At 38.8% G+C, this 15,001-nt stretch carries 19 protein-coding genes; 17 read left to right on the forward strand and 2 right to left on the reverse strand.

The features are described 5' to 3' along the window. Position 1: 1 nt before the first annotated feature. The 5 genes from aguB to HMPREF9186_RS00155 all read left to right on the forward strand — a co-directional run bounded on the left by aguB (position 2) and on the right by HMPREF9186_RS00155 (position 2,675). Entirely contained in the window at positions 2 to 877 is an 876-nt protein-coding gene (gene aguB / locus HMPREF9186_RS00135) for an N-carbamoylputrescine amidase (protein ID WP_009730810.1), read from the forward strand. 263 nt (positions 878 to 1,140) lie between these two features. After that, positions 1,141 to 1,434, forward strand: a complete 294-nt coding sequence (relB, locus tag HMPREF9186_RS00140) for a type II toxin-antitoxin system RelB/ParD family antitoxin (protein ID WP_009730811.1) — start codon at positions 1,141 to 1,143, stop codon at positions 1,432 to 1,434. Further along, positions 1,427 to 1,765, forward strand: coding sequence for a type II toxin-antitoxin system RelE/ParE family toxin (locus HMPREF9186_RS00145; protein ID WP_009730812.1), 339 nt, complete (start codon positions 1,427 to 1,429; stop codon positions 1,763 to 1,765). The genes relB and HMPREF9186_RS00145 overlap by 8 nt, the downstream gene beginning before the upstream one ends. Positions 1,766 to 1,778: 13 nt before the next feature. Then, entirely contained in the window at positions 1,779 to 2,216 is a 438-nt protein-coding gene (locus HMPREF9186_RS00150; protein ID WP_009730813.1) for a hypothetical protein, read from the forward strand. 15 nt (positions 2,217 to 2,231) lie between these two features. After that, positions 2,232 to 2,675: a GNAT family N-acetyltransferase gene (locus HMPREF9186_RS00155; protein WP_009730814.1), complete on the forward strand. Its 444-nt coding sequence runs from the start codon at positions 2,232 to 2,234 to the stop codon at positions 2,673 to 2,675. A gap of 282 nt (positions 2,676 to 2,957) precedes the next feature. Here the strand turns inward: HMPREF9186_RS00155 and HMPREF9186_RS00160 are convergent, their stop codons facing one another. Both HMPREF9186_RS00160 and HMPREF9186_RS00165 read right to left on the reverse strand, forming a co-directional pair. After that, a complete protein-coding gene (locus HMPREF9186_RS00160) occupies positions 2,958 to 3,743 on the reverse strand; it encodes a CPBP family intramembrane glutamic endopeptidase (protein ID WP_009730815.1) in 786 nt (261 codons plus the stop codon). A 16-nt stretch (positions 3,744 to 3,759) separates the two neighbouring features. Continuing rightward, the gene (locus HMPREF9186_RS00165; protein ID WP_009730816.1) at positions 3,760 to 4,635 is read right to left on the reverse strand and encodes a helix-turn-helix domain-containing protein; all 876 of its coding nucleotides are present in this window, start codon (positions 4,633 to 4,635) and stop codon (positions 3,760 to 3,762) included. Positions 4,636 to 5,037: 402 nt separating this feature from the next. On the opposite strand from HMPREF9186_RS00165, the gene HMPREF9186_RS00170 reads away from it, so the two are divergent. The 12 genes from HMPREF9186_RS00170 to HMPREF9186_RS00220 all read left to right on the forward strand — a co-directional run bounded on the left by HMPREF9186_RS00170 (position 5,038) and on the right by HMPREF9186_RS00220 (position 14,927). Further along, positions 5,038 to 5,997 carry a DNA/RNA non-specific endonuclease gene (locus tag HMPREF9186_RS00170; protein WP_442852217.1) on the forward strand — a complete coding sequence of 320 codons (960 nt, stop codon included), beginning with the start codon at positions 5,038 to 5,040 and terminating at the stop codon, positions 5,995 to 5,997. A gap of 119 nt (positions 5,998 to 6,116) precedes the next feature. Further along, the gene (locus HMPREF9186_RS11265) at positions 6,117 to 6,293 is read left to right on the forward strand and encodes a hypothetical protein (protein WP_009730818.1); all 177 of its coding nucleotides are present in this window, start codon (positions 6,117 to 6,119) and stop codon (positions 6,291 to 6,293) included. A 393-nt stretch (positions 6,294 to 6,686) separates the two neighbouring features. Next, positions 6,687 to 8,435, forward strand: a complete 1,749-nt coding sequence (locus HMPREF9186_RS00175) for a glycoside hydrolase family 13 protein (RefSeq protein WP_009730819.1) — start codon at positions 6,687 to 6,689, stop codon at positions 8,433 to 8,435. A gap of 83 nt (positions 8,436 to 8,518) precedes the next feature. After that, positions 8,519 to 9,058, forward strand: coding sequence for an RDD family protein (locus tag HMPREF9186_RS00180; RefSeq protein ID WP_037613816.1), 540 nt, complete (start codon positions 8,519 to 8,521; stop codon positions 9,056 to 9,058). 60 nt (positions 9,059 to 9,118) lie between these two features. Further along, positions 9,119 to 9,562 carry an 8-oxo-dGTP diphosphatase gene (locus tag HMPREF9186_RS00185; RefSeq protein WP_009730821.1) on the forward strand — a complete coding sequence of 148 codons (444 nt, stop codon included), beginning with the start codon at positions 9,119 to 9,121 and terminating at the stop codon, positions 9,560 to 9,562. A gap of 280 nt (positions 9,563 to 9,842) precedes the next feature. Beyond that, positions 9,843 to 10,154: a hypothetical protein gene (locus HMPREF9186_RS00190; RefSeq protein ID WP_009730822.1), complete on the forward strand. Its 312-nt coding sequence runs from the start codon at positions 9,843 to 9,845 to the stop codon at positions 10,152 to 10,154. A gap of 189 nt (positions 10,155 to 10,343) precedes the next feature. Further along, positions 10,344 to 11,111: an Ltp family lipoprotein gene (locus tag HMPREF9186_RS00195; RefSeq protein ID WP_009730823.1), complete on the forward strand. Its 768-nt coding sequence runs from the start codon at positions 10,344 to 10,346 to the stop codon at positions 11,109 to 11,111. A gap of 363 nt (positions 11,112 to 11,474) precedes the next feature. Further along, complete coding sequence (locus HMPREF9186_RS00200) at positions 11,475 to 12,362, forward strand: DUF4300 family protein (RefSeq protein ID WP_009730824.1); 888 nt, start codon at positions 11,475 to 11,477, stop codon at positions 12,360 to 12,362. Between the two features lie 53 nt (positions 12,363 to 12,415). Further along, the gene (locus HMPREF9186_RS00205) at positions 12,416 to 12,607 is read left to right on the forward strand and encodes a hypothetical protein (RefSeq protein WP_009730825.1); all 192 of its coding nucleotides are present in this window, start codon (positions 12,416 to 12,418) and stop codon (positions 12,605 to 12,607) included. Between the two features lie 53 nt (positions 12,608 to 12,660). Beyond that, positions 12,661 to 13,050: a hypothetical protein gene (locus HMPREF9186_RS00210; RefSeq protein ID WP_009730826.1), complete on the forward strand. Its 390-nt coding sequence runs from the start codon at positions 12,661 to 12,663 to the stop codon at positions 13,048 to 13,050. A 66-nt stretch (positions 13,051 to 13,116) separates the two neighbouring features. Beyond that, the gene (locus tag HMPREF9186_RS00215; RefSeq protein ID WP_009730827.1) at positions 13,117 to 13,968 is read left to right on the forward strand and encodes a CbrC family protein; all 852 of its coding nucleotides are present in this window, start codon (positions 13,117 to 13,119) and stop codon (positions 13,966 to 13,968) included. Positions 13,969 to 14,255: 287 nt separating this feature from the next. Continuing rightward, positions 14,256 to 14,927 carry an ankyrin repeat domain-containing protein gene (locus HMPREF9186_RS00220; protein ID WP_009730828.1) on the forward strand — a complete coding sequence of 224 codons (672 nt, stop codon included), beginning with the start codon at positions 14,256 to 14,258 and terminating at the stop codon, positions 14,925 to 14,927. The last annotated feature ends 74 nt before the right edge of the window (positions 14,928 to 15,001 follow it).

Below are 15,001 nucleotides of genomic sequence, written 5' to 3' on the forward strand. Positions count from 1 at the left end.
GATGAGAAATGTAACGGTTGCAGCTATTCAGATGCAATGCGCTAAGGATGTGGAAACCAATATCCAAACAGCTGAACGCTTAGTTCGACAAGCTGCAGACAAAGGAGCCCAAATTATTCTCTTGCCTGAATTATTTGAACGTCCCTATTTCTGTCAGGAACGTCAGTATGACTACTACCAGTATGCCCAGTCGGTGACAGAAAATACGGCTATTCAGCATTTTAAAGTGATTGCCAAGGAACTAAAGGTCGTTTTACCGATCAGTTTCTATGAAAAAGATGGTAATGTATTATACAATTCCATTGCTGTCATTGATGCAGATGGAGAAGTACTAGGCGTTTATCGGAAGACACACATACCAGATGACCATTATTATCAAGAAAAATTCTTCTTTACTCCTGGAAACACAGGTTTCAAGGTCTGGGATACTCGCTATGCCAAGATTGGTATTGGCATTTGTTGGGATCAGTGGTTCCCAGAAACAGCCCGTTGCCTGGCACTAAATGGCGCAGAATTGCTCTTTTATCCAACAGCCATTGGTTCAGAGCCTATTTTGGATACAGATAGTTGTGGTCATTGGCAACGTACCATGCAAGGACACGCAGCAGCAAATATTGTACCAGTTATTGCAGCCAATCGTTATGGTTTAGAAGAAGTCACTCCTTGTGAGGAAAATAGGGGGCAAAGTTCTAGTCTTAATTTCTACGGTTCATCCTTTATGACTGATGAAACAGGAGCTATTTTAAGTCAAGCAGAACGACAAGGCGAATCTATCTTGTTAACTACTTATGACCTTGACAAGGGAGCGAATGAGCGCCTGAATTGGGGTCTCTTTAGAGACAGAAGACCAGATATGTATAAAGATATTGTCAGATGAAAAAGCCTATCGTAGGCTTTTCTTTTTGGAAGTTCGTATAATAGGGGAAATAAGGAACTTCGTAAATATAAAACACAAGGTGATAGACAGAACAATCTATCACCTTTTTCAGTTTAAAACTATTTGTCACCAGTTACGCACTCAGATTTCTTATCTCTTACAACTTTTATTTAGTGAAAGAAGAATCCATTTTTTACTTGATTCCCTTCTCCATCTTATGGTAGTATGTATATACAAATCGTATGTACAAAGGAGAGGTAGAAATGGCAAACACGAAAGCAGTGAATTTTCGGGCAGATGCGATATTTTACCAGAAAACAAAAGAGGTGCTTGCAGATCAAAAAATTTCGGTGTCAGATGTCCTAAATGCAGCACTTCGAAAAATTGCCAACGGGACTGTGGATCCAGAAGAATTTGTTTCGAGTGATTTGCAGGACAAACAGTATCAAGTAGCCTTTGAGGACTTAAAAAAGGAGATTTTAGTGGGTCACCAGGAAATTGCTCAAGGAAAAGTTACTTCTGTAGACGATGTGAGAAAGGAATTTGGTCTTGACTAAGTTGAAACGTTATCAGGTCTTTCTTGCAGATCAGGCTAAGCAGGACTTGCGTGACATTCACGACTATATTCTTGTGAATTTTTATAGCCAGCAAGCTGCAGACGGCAAAGTTGATTTGCTATTAAGTGCTCTTGAGACCCTAGAACTGTTTCCAGAAGCTTGTCCTCTGGTATCAAGCCGGGGCTATGGTGAGATGACGAATGATGGAAAACCCTATCGTTATATGCCAATAGAGAACTATCTCGCATTTTATTATATGGAGAAGCATAGGGTGTATGTTGCTCGTATCCTCAGTGCAAAGCAGGATTTGGTGAAAATTTTTTATAAGTAGGATGAGGACCCCCATGTTAAAATCCAATAAGCTGATTATTTTTTTAATTTCCCTACCCTTTCTGATGGTCCTTGTTTTCTATTCTCTTAGTGAGCATCCTGGATACAGTGATGATGGGAATTTCGTCAGAAATCATGAGACTGCTATTAAGAGTGAGATCATCGCAAACTTAGCCCGGGAAAAGCAGGACATAGAATCTGTAACGCTCTTACCAAATACTGCTAGAGGAGAGTATGATAATGGTGGTGATGTGAGTGGACATTACCATATCTATTTTACAGCCTACGTTAATCATAATCGCGAGCGAACGATAAGAGTAGAACTATTCTTCCCAGATGCCAGCATTCCCCCTTTCACCTTGTTTCCTCCCAACCCATATAAAGACAAGGTCAAAAAGATGTCCAATTGGTTGATGGGGAATATTGAAGTATCGGAAGAAACCTCTAAATAGAAATAAGAACAAGTCATGATGAATAGAATAGTAGATGATCAGATAGTGCTTATTCCTTATTATAGGAATGATGACATTTCCCTTCTTTGGTATCAAGATAGTGAGGTTTGCAAACAAGTTGATAATACTGATCAGGTTTACGATCTAACAAAACTTCATAAAATGTATGATTACCTAACTTCACACGGATCTTGCTATTATATCCAATATGAGGGAGTGTTAGTTGGGGATGTGACACTTCAAGATAACTCGGAACTTTCTATAGTGATCAGCAAAGAGTATCAGAATTTACATATCGGAAGACGATGTATTTCTGAAATGATACAGCTGGCAAAAGAGAAAGAAATGCTTAAGGTAACTGCTCAAATTTATCCTTTTAATACTCAAAGTCAAAGAATGTTTTTGGCTTTGGGATTTCAGAAAGTAGATGAAAAGTGGTATGAATATAAGTTGATTTAGAAAAGTTGTATATCTCCATATATGTTAAGACTATAATCTACTGTTTATAAAACAATGTTCATGAAAAATAGACTTAAAGGGTACCTACTGATACATGGACAAGAGGTTTTTTCAGAAATCTAAAAATGAAGAGAACACCAACAGATGATTTTTTGTTGGTGTTCTCTTCATTTGATTTTACGATCTATCTCGTTTTTTTATGTTTTCAACCAGTTAGACAGACAATTTGTAGGAGAACATTTAAACTCAAAATTTTGTACAGTTAATGAAAGCTTTTACCCATTATAATCTGTCCGCAGTTCTATTTCGTATATGCATTGCTATCGGTGTGATGAGCAGGTATAGCAAGGTCAAAATGATAAAAAATCCGATATCGGCATCCAAAAATACATAAACGATATTAAAGCCAAAATGCATGAAAATAGAATAAATCAGATTATTATATTTTTCCAAAATAATATTCATACAAATAGTAATAGATGTAATCACAACTATGTTAGCAATAATATAAGGAATGGCACGCCAGTCCGTAAATTTTGAATCTACAACCCACAGAAGTGTATGCCAGAAACACCAGACTAGACCTTGGTAAATAGATGATTTTAAAAAATGATACTTTTTATTAAATTCTTCTCTCATATAACCACGCCAACCTAATTCTTCACCAGTCGGACCTGATGTAAATGATAAGAATATACTTAGTGGCAATGATACGGTTCCTAGATTGATGTAGGAGAACATTGTTTTTTGGGTCATAAGTGAGTAGATGAAGAGTGATAATACACTGAGCCCAAATGTCAGACCAAATGAAGATAGGAGTGGGAGTAAAGACACTTTAGCGGAAAAACACCGCTTAAGGAAAGTTGTTCTTTTCTCATCAGTCCTGAAATATTTCCATCCAAATAAAAGTAGGTATGATGGAGACCACGCGACGATATTTCGTACAATCCACATGATAACGGGTGGAACCTTAAATAATAAACTTGCAGGAGCTGCTACAAAAATAATGAGTGCCCAAACAAGGACATAAGAACTGATGATGTATCTTTTTAAATAATTTACGTTCATTTAGTTCTCCTCTTTCTTAGGCTGTATAGATAACCAGTTCACTCTTAATACCATTTAATTCAATTATATTATCTGAATCGGGTGAATCGAATGGTTTAGTTTTTTGTCCATTTTTTTCATAATAAATGTTTGTTCCAATCCCTTTGGTGACAGCAGTAAATAGGCTGTTTTCAGGAATACGCATTCTAGATGTTGCTGAAATCTGGTTAATGTCAACTTCACCGTTTAATGAATGACATAATACTTCCATATCAAGATTACAGTTTATTTTTACTTTACCTGAAATATCTTCTAGGGTTAAACGAGATGTCTTAACGTCAAGTTCGATATTGTCACATTCTAGGGAGTGAATTTCTACAGACTTTGCACGAACCGCACATTCAATGTGACTAATATAAGGAGTTGGGATTTGCACAAAGATACTGACAGTTTCTTTAGCCGTTGCCTCTGTTACACCATTATAACGTTTTACATCTACGTCAATTCTTTTTCTACTATCATCAATTTTTACTTTAAAATCATTTTGAAGTGTAGGAAGAAGGTTAGATACCAGACGAACTCGAATTTTTTCTCCCTTGTATCCAGACAATACAAACTTTTCTGCGCCTCCAAATTTCATATCATAGCTCTTGATCTTATCGATATCATACTCTGTGATACTCTCAAAAAGATATTCGCTCGTCTTAAGAGTAGTTCTTTCATTACAGATTAGCTCATCGATAGAGATGTTAAATAGGTTTGAGATGGATATCATATTTTCGATATCTGGAATTCCAGCACCAGTTTCCCACTTTGTTACAGCTTGTCTGGATACACCGATTTTTTCAGCTAAAAGTTCTTGTGACATCCCTACTTGTTTACGTATGGATTTTAATTTTTCAGCAAATGTCATGTTGTATGACCTCCTCTATATTTTATGATGTAATTTGTCATAAAGTAGCAATATGACTGATTTTAGTATAGAATAAACGATGATTACAGCACAAGCAAGTAGAGGTTGCATTCTCATTTTTTTTGCTACTTTGCGTGGCATTTATCGTTTTAACGTTGATTTTTAGCATTATTTTAGTTATTTTATCATACATTCAAATAATAGAATTAAAAATAATATTTTGAAATCCCTGATAGTCTACTAGTAATAAAAATAGCATAAAATAGGTTCTAAAAAATTATTTGTTCTGTAACCGTTTTTTCTGCTATAATATCACTATATAGAAATGTGGGAGTTTCAATCATGGTTACAAAACGATTTTTGAAAAATGTTATTGTTGCGATGGTCTCGGTTTTTATGTCCATGGCCGTTGTTCAAGGGGGTCAAGCCCAGCAAACTGGACTCGACTATCAAAGTCTTAACCTGCTACCTTTTACTGGTAACAAACAACTCGTTCTAGGGGAGTTTGACCATTTAGGTCGTGCGACCTCCGCTCATATTCAGCTGCAGGACAAGGATGAGCCAAAGAAAAAAAGAGAACCACGGCTCAGCTATAATCCGGTTGGATGGCACAATTATAAGATCGCTTATGGAAACAAGGGAAAGAAGGCCTGGTTGTTCCACAGAGGGCATTTGATTGGCTATCAGTTTAGCGGTCTGACCAATGAAGGGAAAAATCTGGTTCCTCTAACTGCATGGACCAATACGGGAAATTATAAAGGGACAGCGGATAGCAATGTGGAAGGCATGCTCTACTACGAGAAACGACTCGATAGCTGGCTGGCTACCCACCCAAATTACTGGTTAGACTATAAGGTGACTCCGGTCTATACTGGAGATGAATTGATTCCTCGGCAGGTGACCTTGCAATATGTAGGAATTGATCGAGATGGCAACCTTTTACCTATCCATCTAAGTAGTCCCAAAGAGTCAGTAGATGCTTATGGAATCACCACCGTTACCTTGGACAACTACTCTAAGAATGCGACTATTGATTATCTGAAGGGAACTGCCAAGCCATCTTTAGTGCCGACAGAACCAAGTAGTCAACCTCAGCCTGCTATTCCTTCTGTAGAGACGCAACCAAGTCAAGCCCCTCAACCGAGTCAAGCAGTAGAGCCAGCTCAGCCAGTCCAACCTGTCGAGCCTGCAGAGCCAACTCCTCAACTAGCTCCAGTTGTTTATGTGGCCAGAAATGGGAGTGCGGATGTTTACTGGTATTCTAAAGATAGCATGCCACGAAATACCAACTTTGCGAAAGTAGTTGAAATGTCAGAAGAGCAAGCGCTAAGTCTTGGAAAGAGGCATACAAGTAAGGAATGAGGAACAGTTATTATGATAATGAGAAAGCCCAATTGTTGGGCTTTTTGTGTAGGGTAAGTACTAAATAGGAGAACTAAAATGATTGAAAATATGCTATAATAATAGGACGGAGGTGGAATATGACCTTAGATATAGATAAAGAAAAAATGATGATTATGGGTGTGATTTTTGACAACAAAAAGGTTTTTAAGAGCGTCTGGTTTGCTCTGAGCACCAATATGATTGAAGGATGGCATCCCACGGTAGAAGACGTGGAGCGACTGAGAGAAGAGGCCATTCTGGAAAGTGCAAACTAGAATGATCTGTTTTTGAACTATACTTGTAGGTTTAATTTTCTGTTTGTATGAATAATTGTATAAGTAAATTTTAAACAATACGAATAACACTTGAATTATCTAGTAAAAACTGTACAATATAATTAATAGGACCGCCCACCTCTCTTTGATGTGACAAGGCGGACATTTTTTAAAAATATTGAAATAACTATTTAAGAATAATTCCACCAAGATCTTTAAGCCCAATTGCTGGGCTTTTTATGTTGCATTACAATCTTAAAAAGCTAGTAATCTAAAATGATCTCTCAGAATCTTGCAAACGTTTTTATAAAGTAGTATACTAGAAATAGTTTATGGAATCGTTTGCATAAAACGGTAAATGATGAAAAGAGAGTATAGTAGGAGACGAGACAGATGGAATTAACAGCGATTTATCACCGGCCTGAATCGGAGTATGCCTATCTTTATAAGGACGGCCAGCTCCACATTCGCATTCGGACTAAGAAAGAAGATATCAAACGGATTGTCTTGCATTATGGGGATCCTTTTATTTTTATAGAGGATCTTTATGAGGCGACCAAGGAAATGGACAAGGTGACAACAGACGACCTATTTGATTACTGGCAGGTGTCAGTATCTGTTGGCCATGCTCGGATCCAGTACCTCTTTGAATTAGAAGATACAAAAGGGAAGAAGGTCTTGTACGGAGATCGAGGTGTGGCTTCCTATAACAAGGAGAACCTTGACTTCGTCATGAACGGCTTTAAGCTACCTTTTATCCATGAGATTGATGGTTGTGCTGTTCCGGATTGGGTGGCGCAGACGGTTTGGTATCAGATTTTTCCTGAGCGCTTTGCCAATGGGAATCCAGCCATTTCGCCAGAAGGTGTTCGTCCTTGGGATGCCTCTATTGCTCCTCAAGTATTGGATTTCTTTGGTGGTGATTTGCAAGGGATCATCGATCATCTGGACTACTTGCAGGAGTTAGGAATTACAGGGCTCTATCTTTGCCCGATTTTTGAATCTCCGAGCAACCACAAGTACGATACCATTGACTATTTTGAAATTGATCGACATTTTGGTGATAAGGAGACCTTCCACCAGTTAGTGAAAGAGGCCCATTCGCGTGGGATGAAGATTATGCTGGATGCCGTCTTTAACCATATTGGTTATGATTCACCCCAATGGCAGGATGTGGTCAAATACGGGGAGGATTCGATTTACAAGGACTGGTTCCATATCAAAGAGTTCCCTGTCTCCTCAGGAAATCTGTGGAATAGTCGCGACTTGTCTTACCATGCTTTTGCCTTTGCGGGCTTTATGCCTAAGCTCAATACGGCTAATCCTGAGGTGAAGGCCTATCTCTTGAAGGTGGCGACTTACTGGATTGAAGAGTTTGATATTGATGCTTGGCGACTGGATGTGGCCAATGAGATCGACCATCAATTCTGGCGGGATTTCCGTAAGGCGGTCTTGGCCAAGAAGCCGGATCTCTATATCCTCGGGGAAATCTGGCATTCGTCCCAACCTTGGCTCAAGGGCGATGAGTTCCATGCGGTGATGAACTATCCCCTCTCTGAAAGTATCAAGGATTATTTCCTGCGGGGGCATAAGGAGACGCAACGCTTCATTTGGGAAATCAATAGCCAGTCCATGTACTATAGGCAACAAATCTCTGAGGTTATGTTTAACCTCTTGGACTCGCATGATACAGAGCGCATCCTGACGACGGCAAAAGGCGATCTTCAGTCTGTCAAGTCTGCTCTCGCCTTCCTTTATCTGCAACGAGGAACGCCCTGTATCTATTATGGAACGGAGCTAGCCCTTATCGGTGGCCCAGACCCAGATTGCCGCCGTGTCATGCCATGGGAGCGCGTGTCAGCTGATAATGACATGCTAAACTTTATGAAGGACTTGATCCAGCTCCGAAAAGAAGTAGCAGGCATGATTCAGCATGGCAAGGTTAGCTTGGAAGAATTAGAGCCGGATGTAGTGGTAGTAGAATGGCAATATGAGGGTCAGATTCTCAAAGCCTACTTTAACCACTCCAAGAAAGACGTTGTCCTAGAAAGAGAACAAGTAGGTCTGATCAGTCTTGGGAATATATCCGATGGTCGATTGATCATTCAACCAAATGGCTTCGTTATTTATGGGGAAAATTAGTAAGAAAGAAGACTGAAATTGAGGTATTTCAGTCTTTTTTTATAAATGGTTTCTTTATTCGTACCCTTATATTATAATAGGAGATGAGAAAGGGAGAGACGGTGATGAAGATGTTAGCAATCAATCCTATTTCGGTTAAAAAAAGAATGATAGAATTTCTATTCGATTATCTTTTCATTCTAGCTTATTTAGTTCTTCTGTTTATAGTTTCGATGCTTATTTACATCATTTTTTTTAATGGTGTCCCAGAGTTTACAGAAATTCAGTCACAGTGGCTTGTATTTTTAACATCTATTTTGCCAATCACGCTCCTGTTCACATTCTTGGATTATGCAAAAAATGGGAGTTTGGGGAAGACAAAAGCGGGACTTGAGCTGGTCTACCAGAAAAAAACAGTTCAGGCTAGCTTGATCAGAAATACCATTAAATTTTTACCTTGGCAACTCGGTCATATGGGCACGATTCATGGTTTCTATAGTAATTTTGACGGATTATCCATTAGCCTCTCTATTTCGGCGACTCTCCTCGCAGTTTTGCTACTGGTAATGACGATGTTTAGGAAAGATAAGAGGCACCTAGGTGACCTGCTAGCCCATACGCAAGTGCAACTAAAAGAAGAATAGGGTAGAGATTGTTTATCCTATCCTTAAAGAAAAAGACAAACATAGTTAGGAAGTATCTTTATGAATGAGACTGTTGAGTTTACAAATCTTTGTATGGTAAGAGACGGCGATAGAGTTCTTGTTATGGATCGTAAAAAAGAGGACTGGCCAGGTATAACCTTTCCTGGTGGTCATGTCGAAGTGGGAGAGTCATTTACGGAAGCAGTGATCCGTGAAGTGAAGGAAGAGACTGGCTTAAGGATCGCTTCTCCCCAGATGTGTGGAATGAAAGATTGGGTGGAAGACGACATTCGTTATGTAGTTCTCTTTTATAAGACAGAAAAGTTTGAAGGAGACTTAATATCCACTGAAGAGGGAGAAGTCTGGTGGGAGAACCTGAAAGAATTGCCAAATCTAGACCTCTCCGTAGATATGGAAGATATGCTTCGTATTTTTCTTGAAGAAGACCTGTCTGAATTTTTCTACTACCAAGATGGAGAAGACTGGAAGTACGATTTAAAGTAAAATTGAACGCTGATTCTGAAAAAAATAACCTGATCCAAGTGTAATAGAGCAAAGTACCAAATTAAAAGTGATGAGTGACTTAGTCAAGAAATATGATCGAAAATGGGATAATGATTGTGCCAAAGAGCACCATGCTAGCATGCTCAGTCTATTAAAAACGGAGATAGAAAAGTACAAATAGGTATTGACTTGCCCTTGCTCTGTTTTCAGTTTCTTTAGTTGTACATTCCTCTCCATAGGTGTATAATGTGTCCTTAGATAAACAAATGAGGAGTTTACTATGGAATTAAAAGATTTTACAGAAAAAGAACAAGAACAGATCAACCAAGGTTTGAGTACAGCTGAGATTTCTGATAAAGAAGCGGCGAAGAAGTTGCTCGCTTTAGTCCCGCAAGAATGGATCAAGCGTATTCCATTCTTTGTCAGAGGGCATGCGACGACCAAGACAGTTGAGCGTGTAGCCAAGAAATACCCTGAACTCTATGCTGTGGCAAAACGTCAAGGAGACCTTCCTGAAAAAGAACGGGAAGAATTGCGTGTCATTATGACGGAAGTCTTTGAAGAAAAGATGAACAAACACAAGATTAAATAATCCTTTATAATACTTTGATATTTTTTATCTCTCAATGGAACGAGTGATTGCAGTTGAAATATTGCAGTCGCTTTTTTATTTACCAGTATAAAGACTTTTACATTAGTTAATAAAAAAGAAGAATATTTCATGATATAATACTAATGAAAGTAGTTCAAGAGGAATGAAGTATTACATTAGTAAATAAAAATGAAGAATATTTCATGGTATAATACTAATGAAAGCAGTTCAAGAGGAATCAAATATTCCATTGGAGAAAAACAAGTAAAGGTAGTCATTATGAGAAAATTTTTTACATTTATTTTTGCGATGGTTGGAATGATGGTAGTATGGATAGCTTTTATGGTATATAGTTATGAAAGAAGTTATAATGAATGGAAAAATTCACGTTCAGGATCAAAAGTAACTTATCCTGTAGAAAAATACGCTTCTTCAAGTGATAAGAAAAATAAGGATGATTTAGAATCATTAATGAATATGTTTATGAAAAGACTATTTCCTCCAACTTTACTAGATCCAGAATATACAAGGGCATATGAAAAAGCTAAATCTTGGTCAAAAAAGCATTTATCGCAGCAGCAAATTAAAAATGATCTTACTAAGAATGACAGGTATTCAGAAGATGCTTCCCTGTATGCTATCAATAAGCTTAATATAGACTGGAAAGAGCAAGCACTTTTAAAAGCAAAATCATATCAAACGTTTCATTTTTCAAAAGAATATTTACTCGGGAGACTAATAAATGTTGATCTATTTACTCAAGAAGAGGCTGACTATGCCATAGAACAAGGTCATTTCGATTGGAAGGAGAACGCTGTGAAAGAAGTGGAATCTTTTGGAAGCGGTGGCAACTATTCGAAAGAAAGATTATTAGAAAAACTTGTTGATATAAGAAAATTTACTCAAGAGGAAGCTGAGTACGCAATAGAACATGCCAAAATAGATAGGCCGGATTAAACAATCGTTCTAGTGTTGATCTGAAGACCTTAAAAGAGGCAACTGAACCCAACAAAAGCTACGATAGAAAATGATGAAAAGAGGCATAGTGTTTATCAAACACATTTTCTATCTTTAATTGCTAGTTGAACAGGGATGAATACAAAACAAGTCCAATGTAACATATTGAAGAGCTGGATAGTCTGCCAGCTCTTTTTTTGCTACCTATAAAGTTTCCTCATTTCGTGAAAAATAGTTGGAGCTAAGTCCGTTTTAAACTATAATATAGGATAAGGAGATTCGATAAGAAAAAGAAAAGAATCATGTTATAAAACGCTATTCAATGTTACAAAACATCTTAGTATATAGAAAAGGAACCAGTTTATGAAACCATCTAAAAAAATCACGCTCCTTACTAGCTGTGCCTTGGCGATCTTTGCTTTAGCGGCTTGTGGGACCAACCAAAAGCAATCCAAGGAAAAACAGGAAAGCTCCACTGTCCAAAAGGCCAGTTCAGACAAGGAGCACTACAAGGGAACTTACAGCAACCTCAATAGCAAGGAAAGTGTCGAAGAAGTGCGCGCTCTCTTGTCTGCTTATTTGGATCAGGAAAGTGTAGACAAGTTTCTGGGTCTAGTAACGGACTATGATAACATCGTTGGATCTGTTGGTTTGACGGGCGACTTTAGCACCTTCAAAAAGACGGAATACGATGTGGAGAAGATTAGTGACTTGTGGACCAAGAAAAAGGGAGATTTTGTCGGAACCAACTGCCGGATCAATAGTTATACCTTGTTGAAGAACCGCATCGAGATTCCTAAGCAAAAGGCGGATAGTGAGCTCTTATTCGTGGACAATGATGCGATTGAGAAAGGGAAAGTCTTCGATGAGGCAGACAAGGAAGCCTTTAACATTCTGTATTCACGGGTTCCGACAGAGGCTACAACGGATGTTAAGGTCCATGCTAAGAAGATGGAAGAGTTTTTTGCCAATTTCAAATTCAATGAAAATGCGCGCATGCTTTCCGTTATTGTTCATGATAACCTAGACGGTAATACCCTTTTTGTCGGTCACGTGGGCGTTTTGGTACCTGCTAAGGATGGCTATCTCTTTGTCGAAAAGCTAACCTTTGAAGAGCCATACCAAGCCATTAAGTTTGCGACCAAGGAAGATGTCTACAAATACTTGGAGACCAAATACCAAGATTACACGGGTGAAGGTCTGGCTAAGCCCTTTATCATGGACAATGAAAAATGGGTTGAAACCAAATAGAATTTCCAGCTAGTTAAGTTTGATGGAATTCCAGCTAAGGAAAGGAGCTAAAGATGAATAAAAAACGGAGCTACTTTGCTCTAGCCCTTATTCTTATCGGTTTTCTATTAGTAGAATCAAGTATGTATGTCCTACCCTTTATTGAAGTATTAAAAGATTTAGAACTAGTTGCTTTCGGATTTGGAATTCTTCTCTTAGTGGGTGTCATCATCTTATTAACAAAGACTAAAAAGCATACTGATTAAGGTCGAGTCAACAATTGTACTTTGTATTTAGAATTTATGGAGGGAGAAATGGAATGGCAAGTTTGGGATCAGGACCAGTATTGTTAAGTGTTGGTTTTATTGGTTTCTTCAGCATTACGTTGTTCGTTCGTCGCTGGTTGGCTAGCCGACGTAGTGGTGGTCCCTTCTTTGCACCCTTCCATATTAACCGTGGCATTTTCTACATTCATGTGCCTTTGTGTTTCAGTCGGCGAATGCTTCCACTGAAAGAGATCAAGCAAATGACCTACTTGCTACTCCGTGGTTGCGCTGGTGGTGGGAGTCGCTATGCTTTCTATATTGAACTCAGAAATGGAAAGACCGTTCCCTTCTTTTTTGGGAAAAGCAAGCGGAATGAAGAGCTAGTTGCGAAACTCAAGCGAAATGCTGGCAGGTATGGGTTTAAAGTACATGATCCACGTTAGAATACAATCATCTGTAAAAATAGAATTTACGATCTGATTCCTTTAAAAACGAAAGCGAGTAGTCCTATGAACGATTCGATGAAAGAATATATCCATCTTAAAAAGCAGTTCCAAGAACAAGATAAGGATTCATCCAGCGTGCTGGCTTTCTATGAATTTGCGGATCGGCTGGCCTTACTGGAAACTCCAGAAGCTAAGCAGGTCTTGGTGGATGTGTATCAGGAGTTGGGCTTGTATGCCAGTGCCTTTGCTATCTTCTCAGAGCTAGTAGACAAGTCTGATCGCAAGCAAGTTAAGAAATTCTTTATCTTAGAAAAGATGAGTCTCAGTCATGGCGATCGCTTTGAGCTCCCGCGTCCCTTGACTGAAAAAGAAAAAGAGGCTCATAAGGAGAAGGTCAGAGACTTGCCAACCTTCCGCTATCATTCGGATCCACTAGCGACTGGTGCCTTTAAGGAAGGGGAGCCCAAGACCTGTCCTTCGTGTGGGGAAGAAAACACTATCTATTATGCTTTGAGACCCTATTGTGTGGAGGAGCTAAGCCATCTCTGTCCGACTTGTATCTCTACTGGTCGTGCAGCCCAAAAGTTTGAAGCAGAGTTTATCCAAGATGCTGATTGTCAAGGGGTCATGGATAAGGAAAAAGCCCAGATTCTCTTCTGCCAAACTCCTGGCTATAGTAGTTGGCAAGGAGAATATTGGCTCTCCTGTTGTCAAGACTACTGTGCCTATCTGGGGACAGTTGGCACTCATGAACTGGAAGAGATGGGCATTGCTGAGCAAGTCTTAGCAGAATACGAGTCACGTAATGAATTTCAGGATGTGGCTGAATACTTAGTCAAGGATGGTTCCATGTGTGGCTATCTCTTTCGATGTCTCCATTGTGAACAATACCATCTGTGGGTTGATGCGGATTAGGGTGTGATCTATCTGATTTATCATCCTGTTACGGAGGAAAAATGAGCAAGTTATTTTAGAAATCCTAGTATCCTCTTGGCTAGTGGCTATACGAAAATCATAGAAATAGAGTTGCACCTCTCATCTAATTTCGGTGGGAGGTTTTCTTTTTATCAGGTGACAAAAAACTGTTTGGCTATTTACACGTTCCATCATTTAGGACTTCATAGAGAAGTCTGTAAAATGATATAATTAGTTTAACGAAGAAATCAGAGTTACGATTATCTATGATTCAAGGGGGAAAGACCATGCAAAAAACTTTTCAGTTGTTGCGAAGAGGAGATCTAGAGGCCGTCCGTCAGATATTGGATAAAAAGCCAGAAGAAGTCAATGCTGTTTCGGGTGACAAACCCAAAAGAGATCAAGGGCAATCCCTTCTTCAAGTCGCTATCAAATCGGGACATCTAGATATTGCAGACTTACTCATTGATAGAGGGGCAAATCTTAACTTTATTGAAGAGCCGACAGAGCTGAATCCATTTTGTCAACCGGTCATCCAAACAGCCGGTGGACGAGCTGTATTTGACTGCAGGCGCATGATCAAACGTTGGAATGGCCAATATGAAATGTATTCGTCTAAGGAAAAGGCGGACCACTCTTTCAAGGTTTTCGAGAAAATGTTGGAACTTGGGGCAGATATCTCTCAGAAGAATAGTCATGGGGGAACCTTATTACAAACTATCTTAATAGAAACCAAAGAAGTTCTGCCATCTTATTCTTGGAAAACAAAAGAAACAAGAGATAATGTCCTCATCACGGAGGAATTACGTCATGATTTAAATCGTATTTATAATCTCCTGATTCGTTACGGTGTGACTTCGGACGAAATCTCTGCCTATTATAAGATTCCTCTCAAAGAACTTTACCAGGACAGCCCGACTATGGAATTCTTAAATCGCTTAGATCAGAGCAGATCTTGATAAGCATTTGAACTACTAGTTAAAAGAGCCTTAGGGCTCTTTTTGTTTATTCTAATGAGGATAGAAACAGATTG

The organism is Streptococcus sp. F0442 (assembly GCF_000314795.2).
Lineage (GTDB): Bacteria > Bacillota > Bacilli > Lactobacillales > Streptococcaceae > Streptococcus.

What these genes read in the sequence shown, in the direction of transcription:
- aguB (WP_009730810.1), top strand. Translation starts at nt 2, where the DNA reads ATGAGAAATGTAACGGTTGCAGCTATTCAGATGCAATGCGCTAAGGAT.
- relB (WP_009730811.1), top strand. Translation starts at nt 1,141, where the DNA reads ATGGCAAACACGAAAGCAGTGAATTTTCGGGCAGATGCGATATTTTAC.
- HMPREF9186_RS00150 (WP_009730813.1), top strand. Translation starts at nt 1,779, where the DNA reads ATGTTAAAATCCAATAAGCTGATTATTTTTTTAATTTCCCTACCCTTT.
- HMPREF9186_RS00155 (WP_009730814.1), top strand. Translation starts at nt 2,232, where the DNA reads ATGATGAATAGAATAGTAGATGATCAGATAGTGCTTATTCCTTATTAT.
- HMPREF9186_RS00160 (WP_009730815.1), bottom strand. Translation starts at nt 3,743, where the DNA reads ATGAACGTAAATTATTTAAAAAGATACATCATCAGTTCTTATGTCCTT.
- HMPREF9186_RS00165 (WP_009730816.1), bottom strand. Translation starts at nt 4,635, where the DNA reads ATGACATTTGCTGAAAAATTAAAATCCATACGTAAACAAGTAGGGATG.
- HMPREF9186_RS00170 (WP_442852217.1), top strand. Translation starts at nt 5,038, where the DNA reads ATGGCCGTTGTTCAAGGGGGTCAAGCCCAGCAAACTGGACTCGACTAT.
- HMPREF9186_RS11265 (WP_009730818.1), top strand. Translation starts at nt 6,117, where the DNA reads ATGACCTTAGATATAGATAAAGAAAAAATGATGATTATGGGTGTGATT.
- HMPREF9186_RS00175 (WP_009730819.1), top strand. Translation starts at nt 6,687, where the DNA reads ATGGAATTAACAGCGATTTATCACCGGCCTGAATCGGAGTATGCCTAT.
- HMPREF9186_RS00180 (WP_037613816.1), top strand. Translation starts at nt 8,519, where the DNA reads ATGAGAAAGGGAGAGACGGTGATGAAGATGTTAGCAATCAATCCTATT.
- HMPREF9186_RS00185 (WP_009730821.1), top strand. Translation starts at nt 9,119, where the DNA reads ATGAATGAGACTGTTGAGTTTACAAATCTTTGTATGGTAAGAGACGGC.
- HMPREF9186_RS00190 (WP_009730822.1), top strand. Translation starts at nt 9,843, where the DNA reads ATGGAATTAAAAGATTTTACAGAAAAAGAACAAGAACAGATCAACCAA.
- HMPREF9186_RS00195 (WP_009730823.1), top strand. Translation starts at nt 10,344, where the DNA reads ATGAAGAATATTTCATGGTATAATACTAATGAAAGCAGTTCAAGAGGA.
- HMPREF9186_RS00200 (WP_009730824.1), top strand. Translation starts at nt 11,475, where the DNA reads ATGAAACCATCTAAAAAAATCACGCTCCTTACTAGCTGTGCCTTGGCG.
- HMPREF9186_RS00205 (WP_009730825.1), top strand. Translation starts at nt 12,416, where the DNA reads ATGAATAAAAAACGGAGCTACTTTGCTCTAGCCCTTATTCTTATCGGT.
- HMPREF9186_RS00210 (WP_009730826.1), top strand. Translation starts at nt 12,661, where the DNA reads ATGGCAAGTTTGGGATCAGGACCAGTATTGTTAAGTGTTGGTTTTATT.
- HMPREF9186_RS00215 (WP_009730827.1), top strand. Translation starts at nt 13,117, where the DNA reads ATGAACGATTCGATGAAAGAATATATCCATCTTAAAAAGCAGTTCCAA.
- HMPREF9186_RS00220 (WP_009730828.1), top strand. Translation starts at nt 14,256, where the DNA reads ATGCAAAAAACTTTTCAGTTGTTGCGAAGAGGAGATCTAGAGGCCGTC.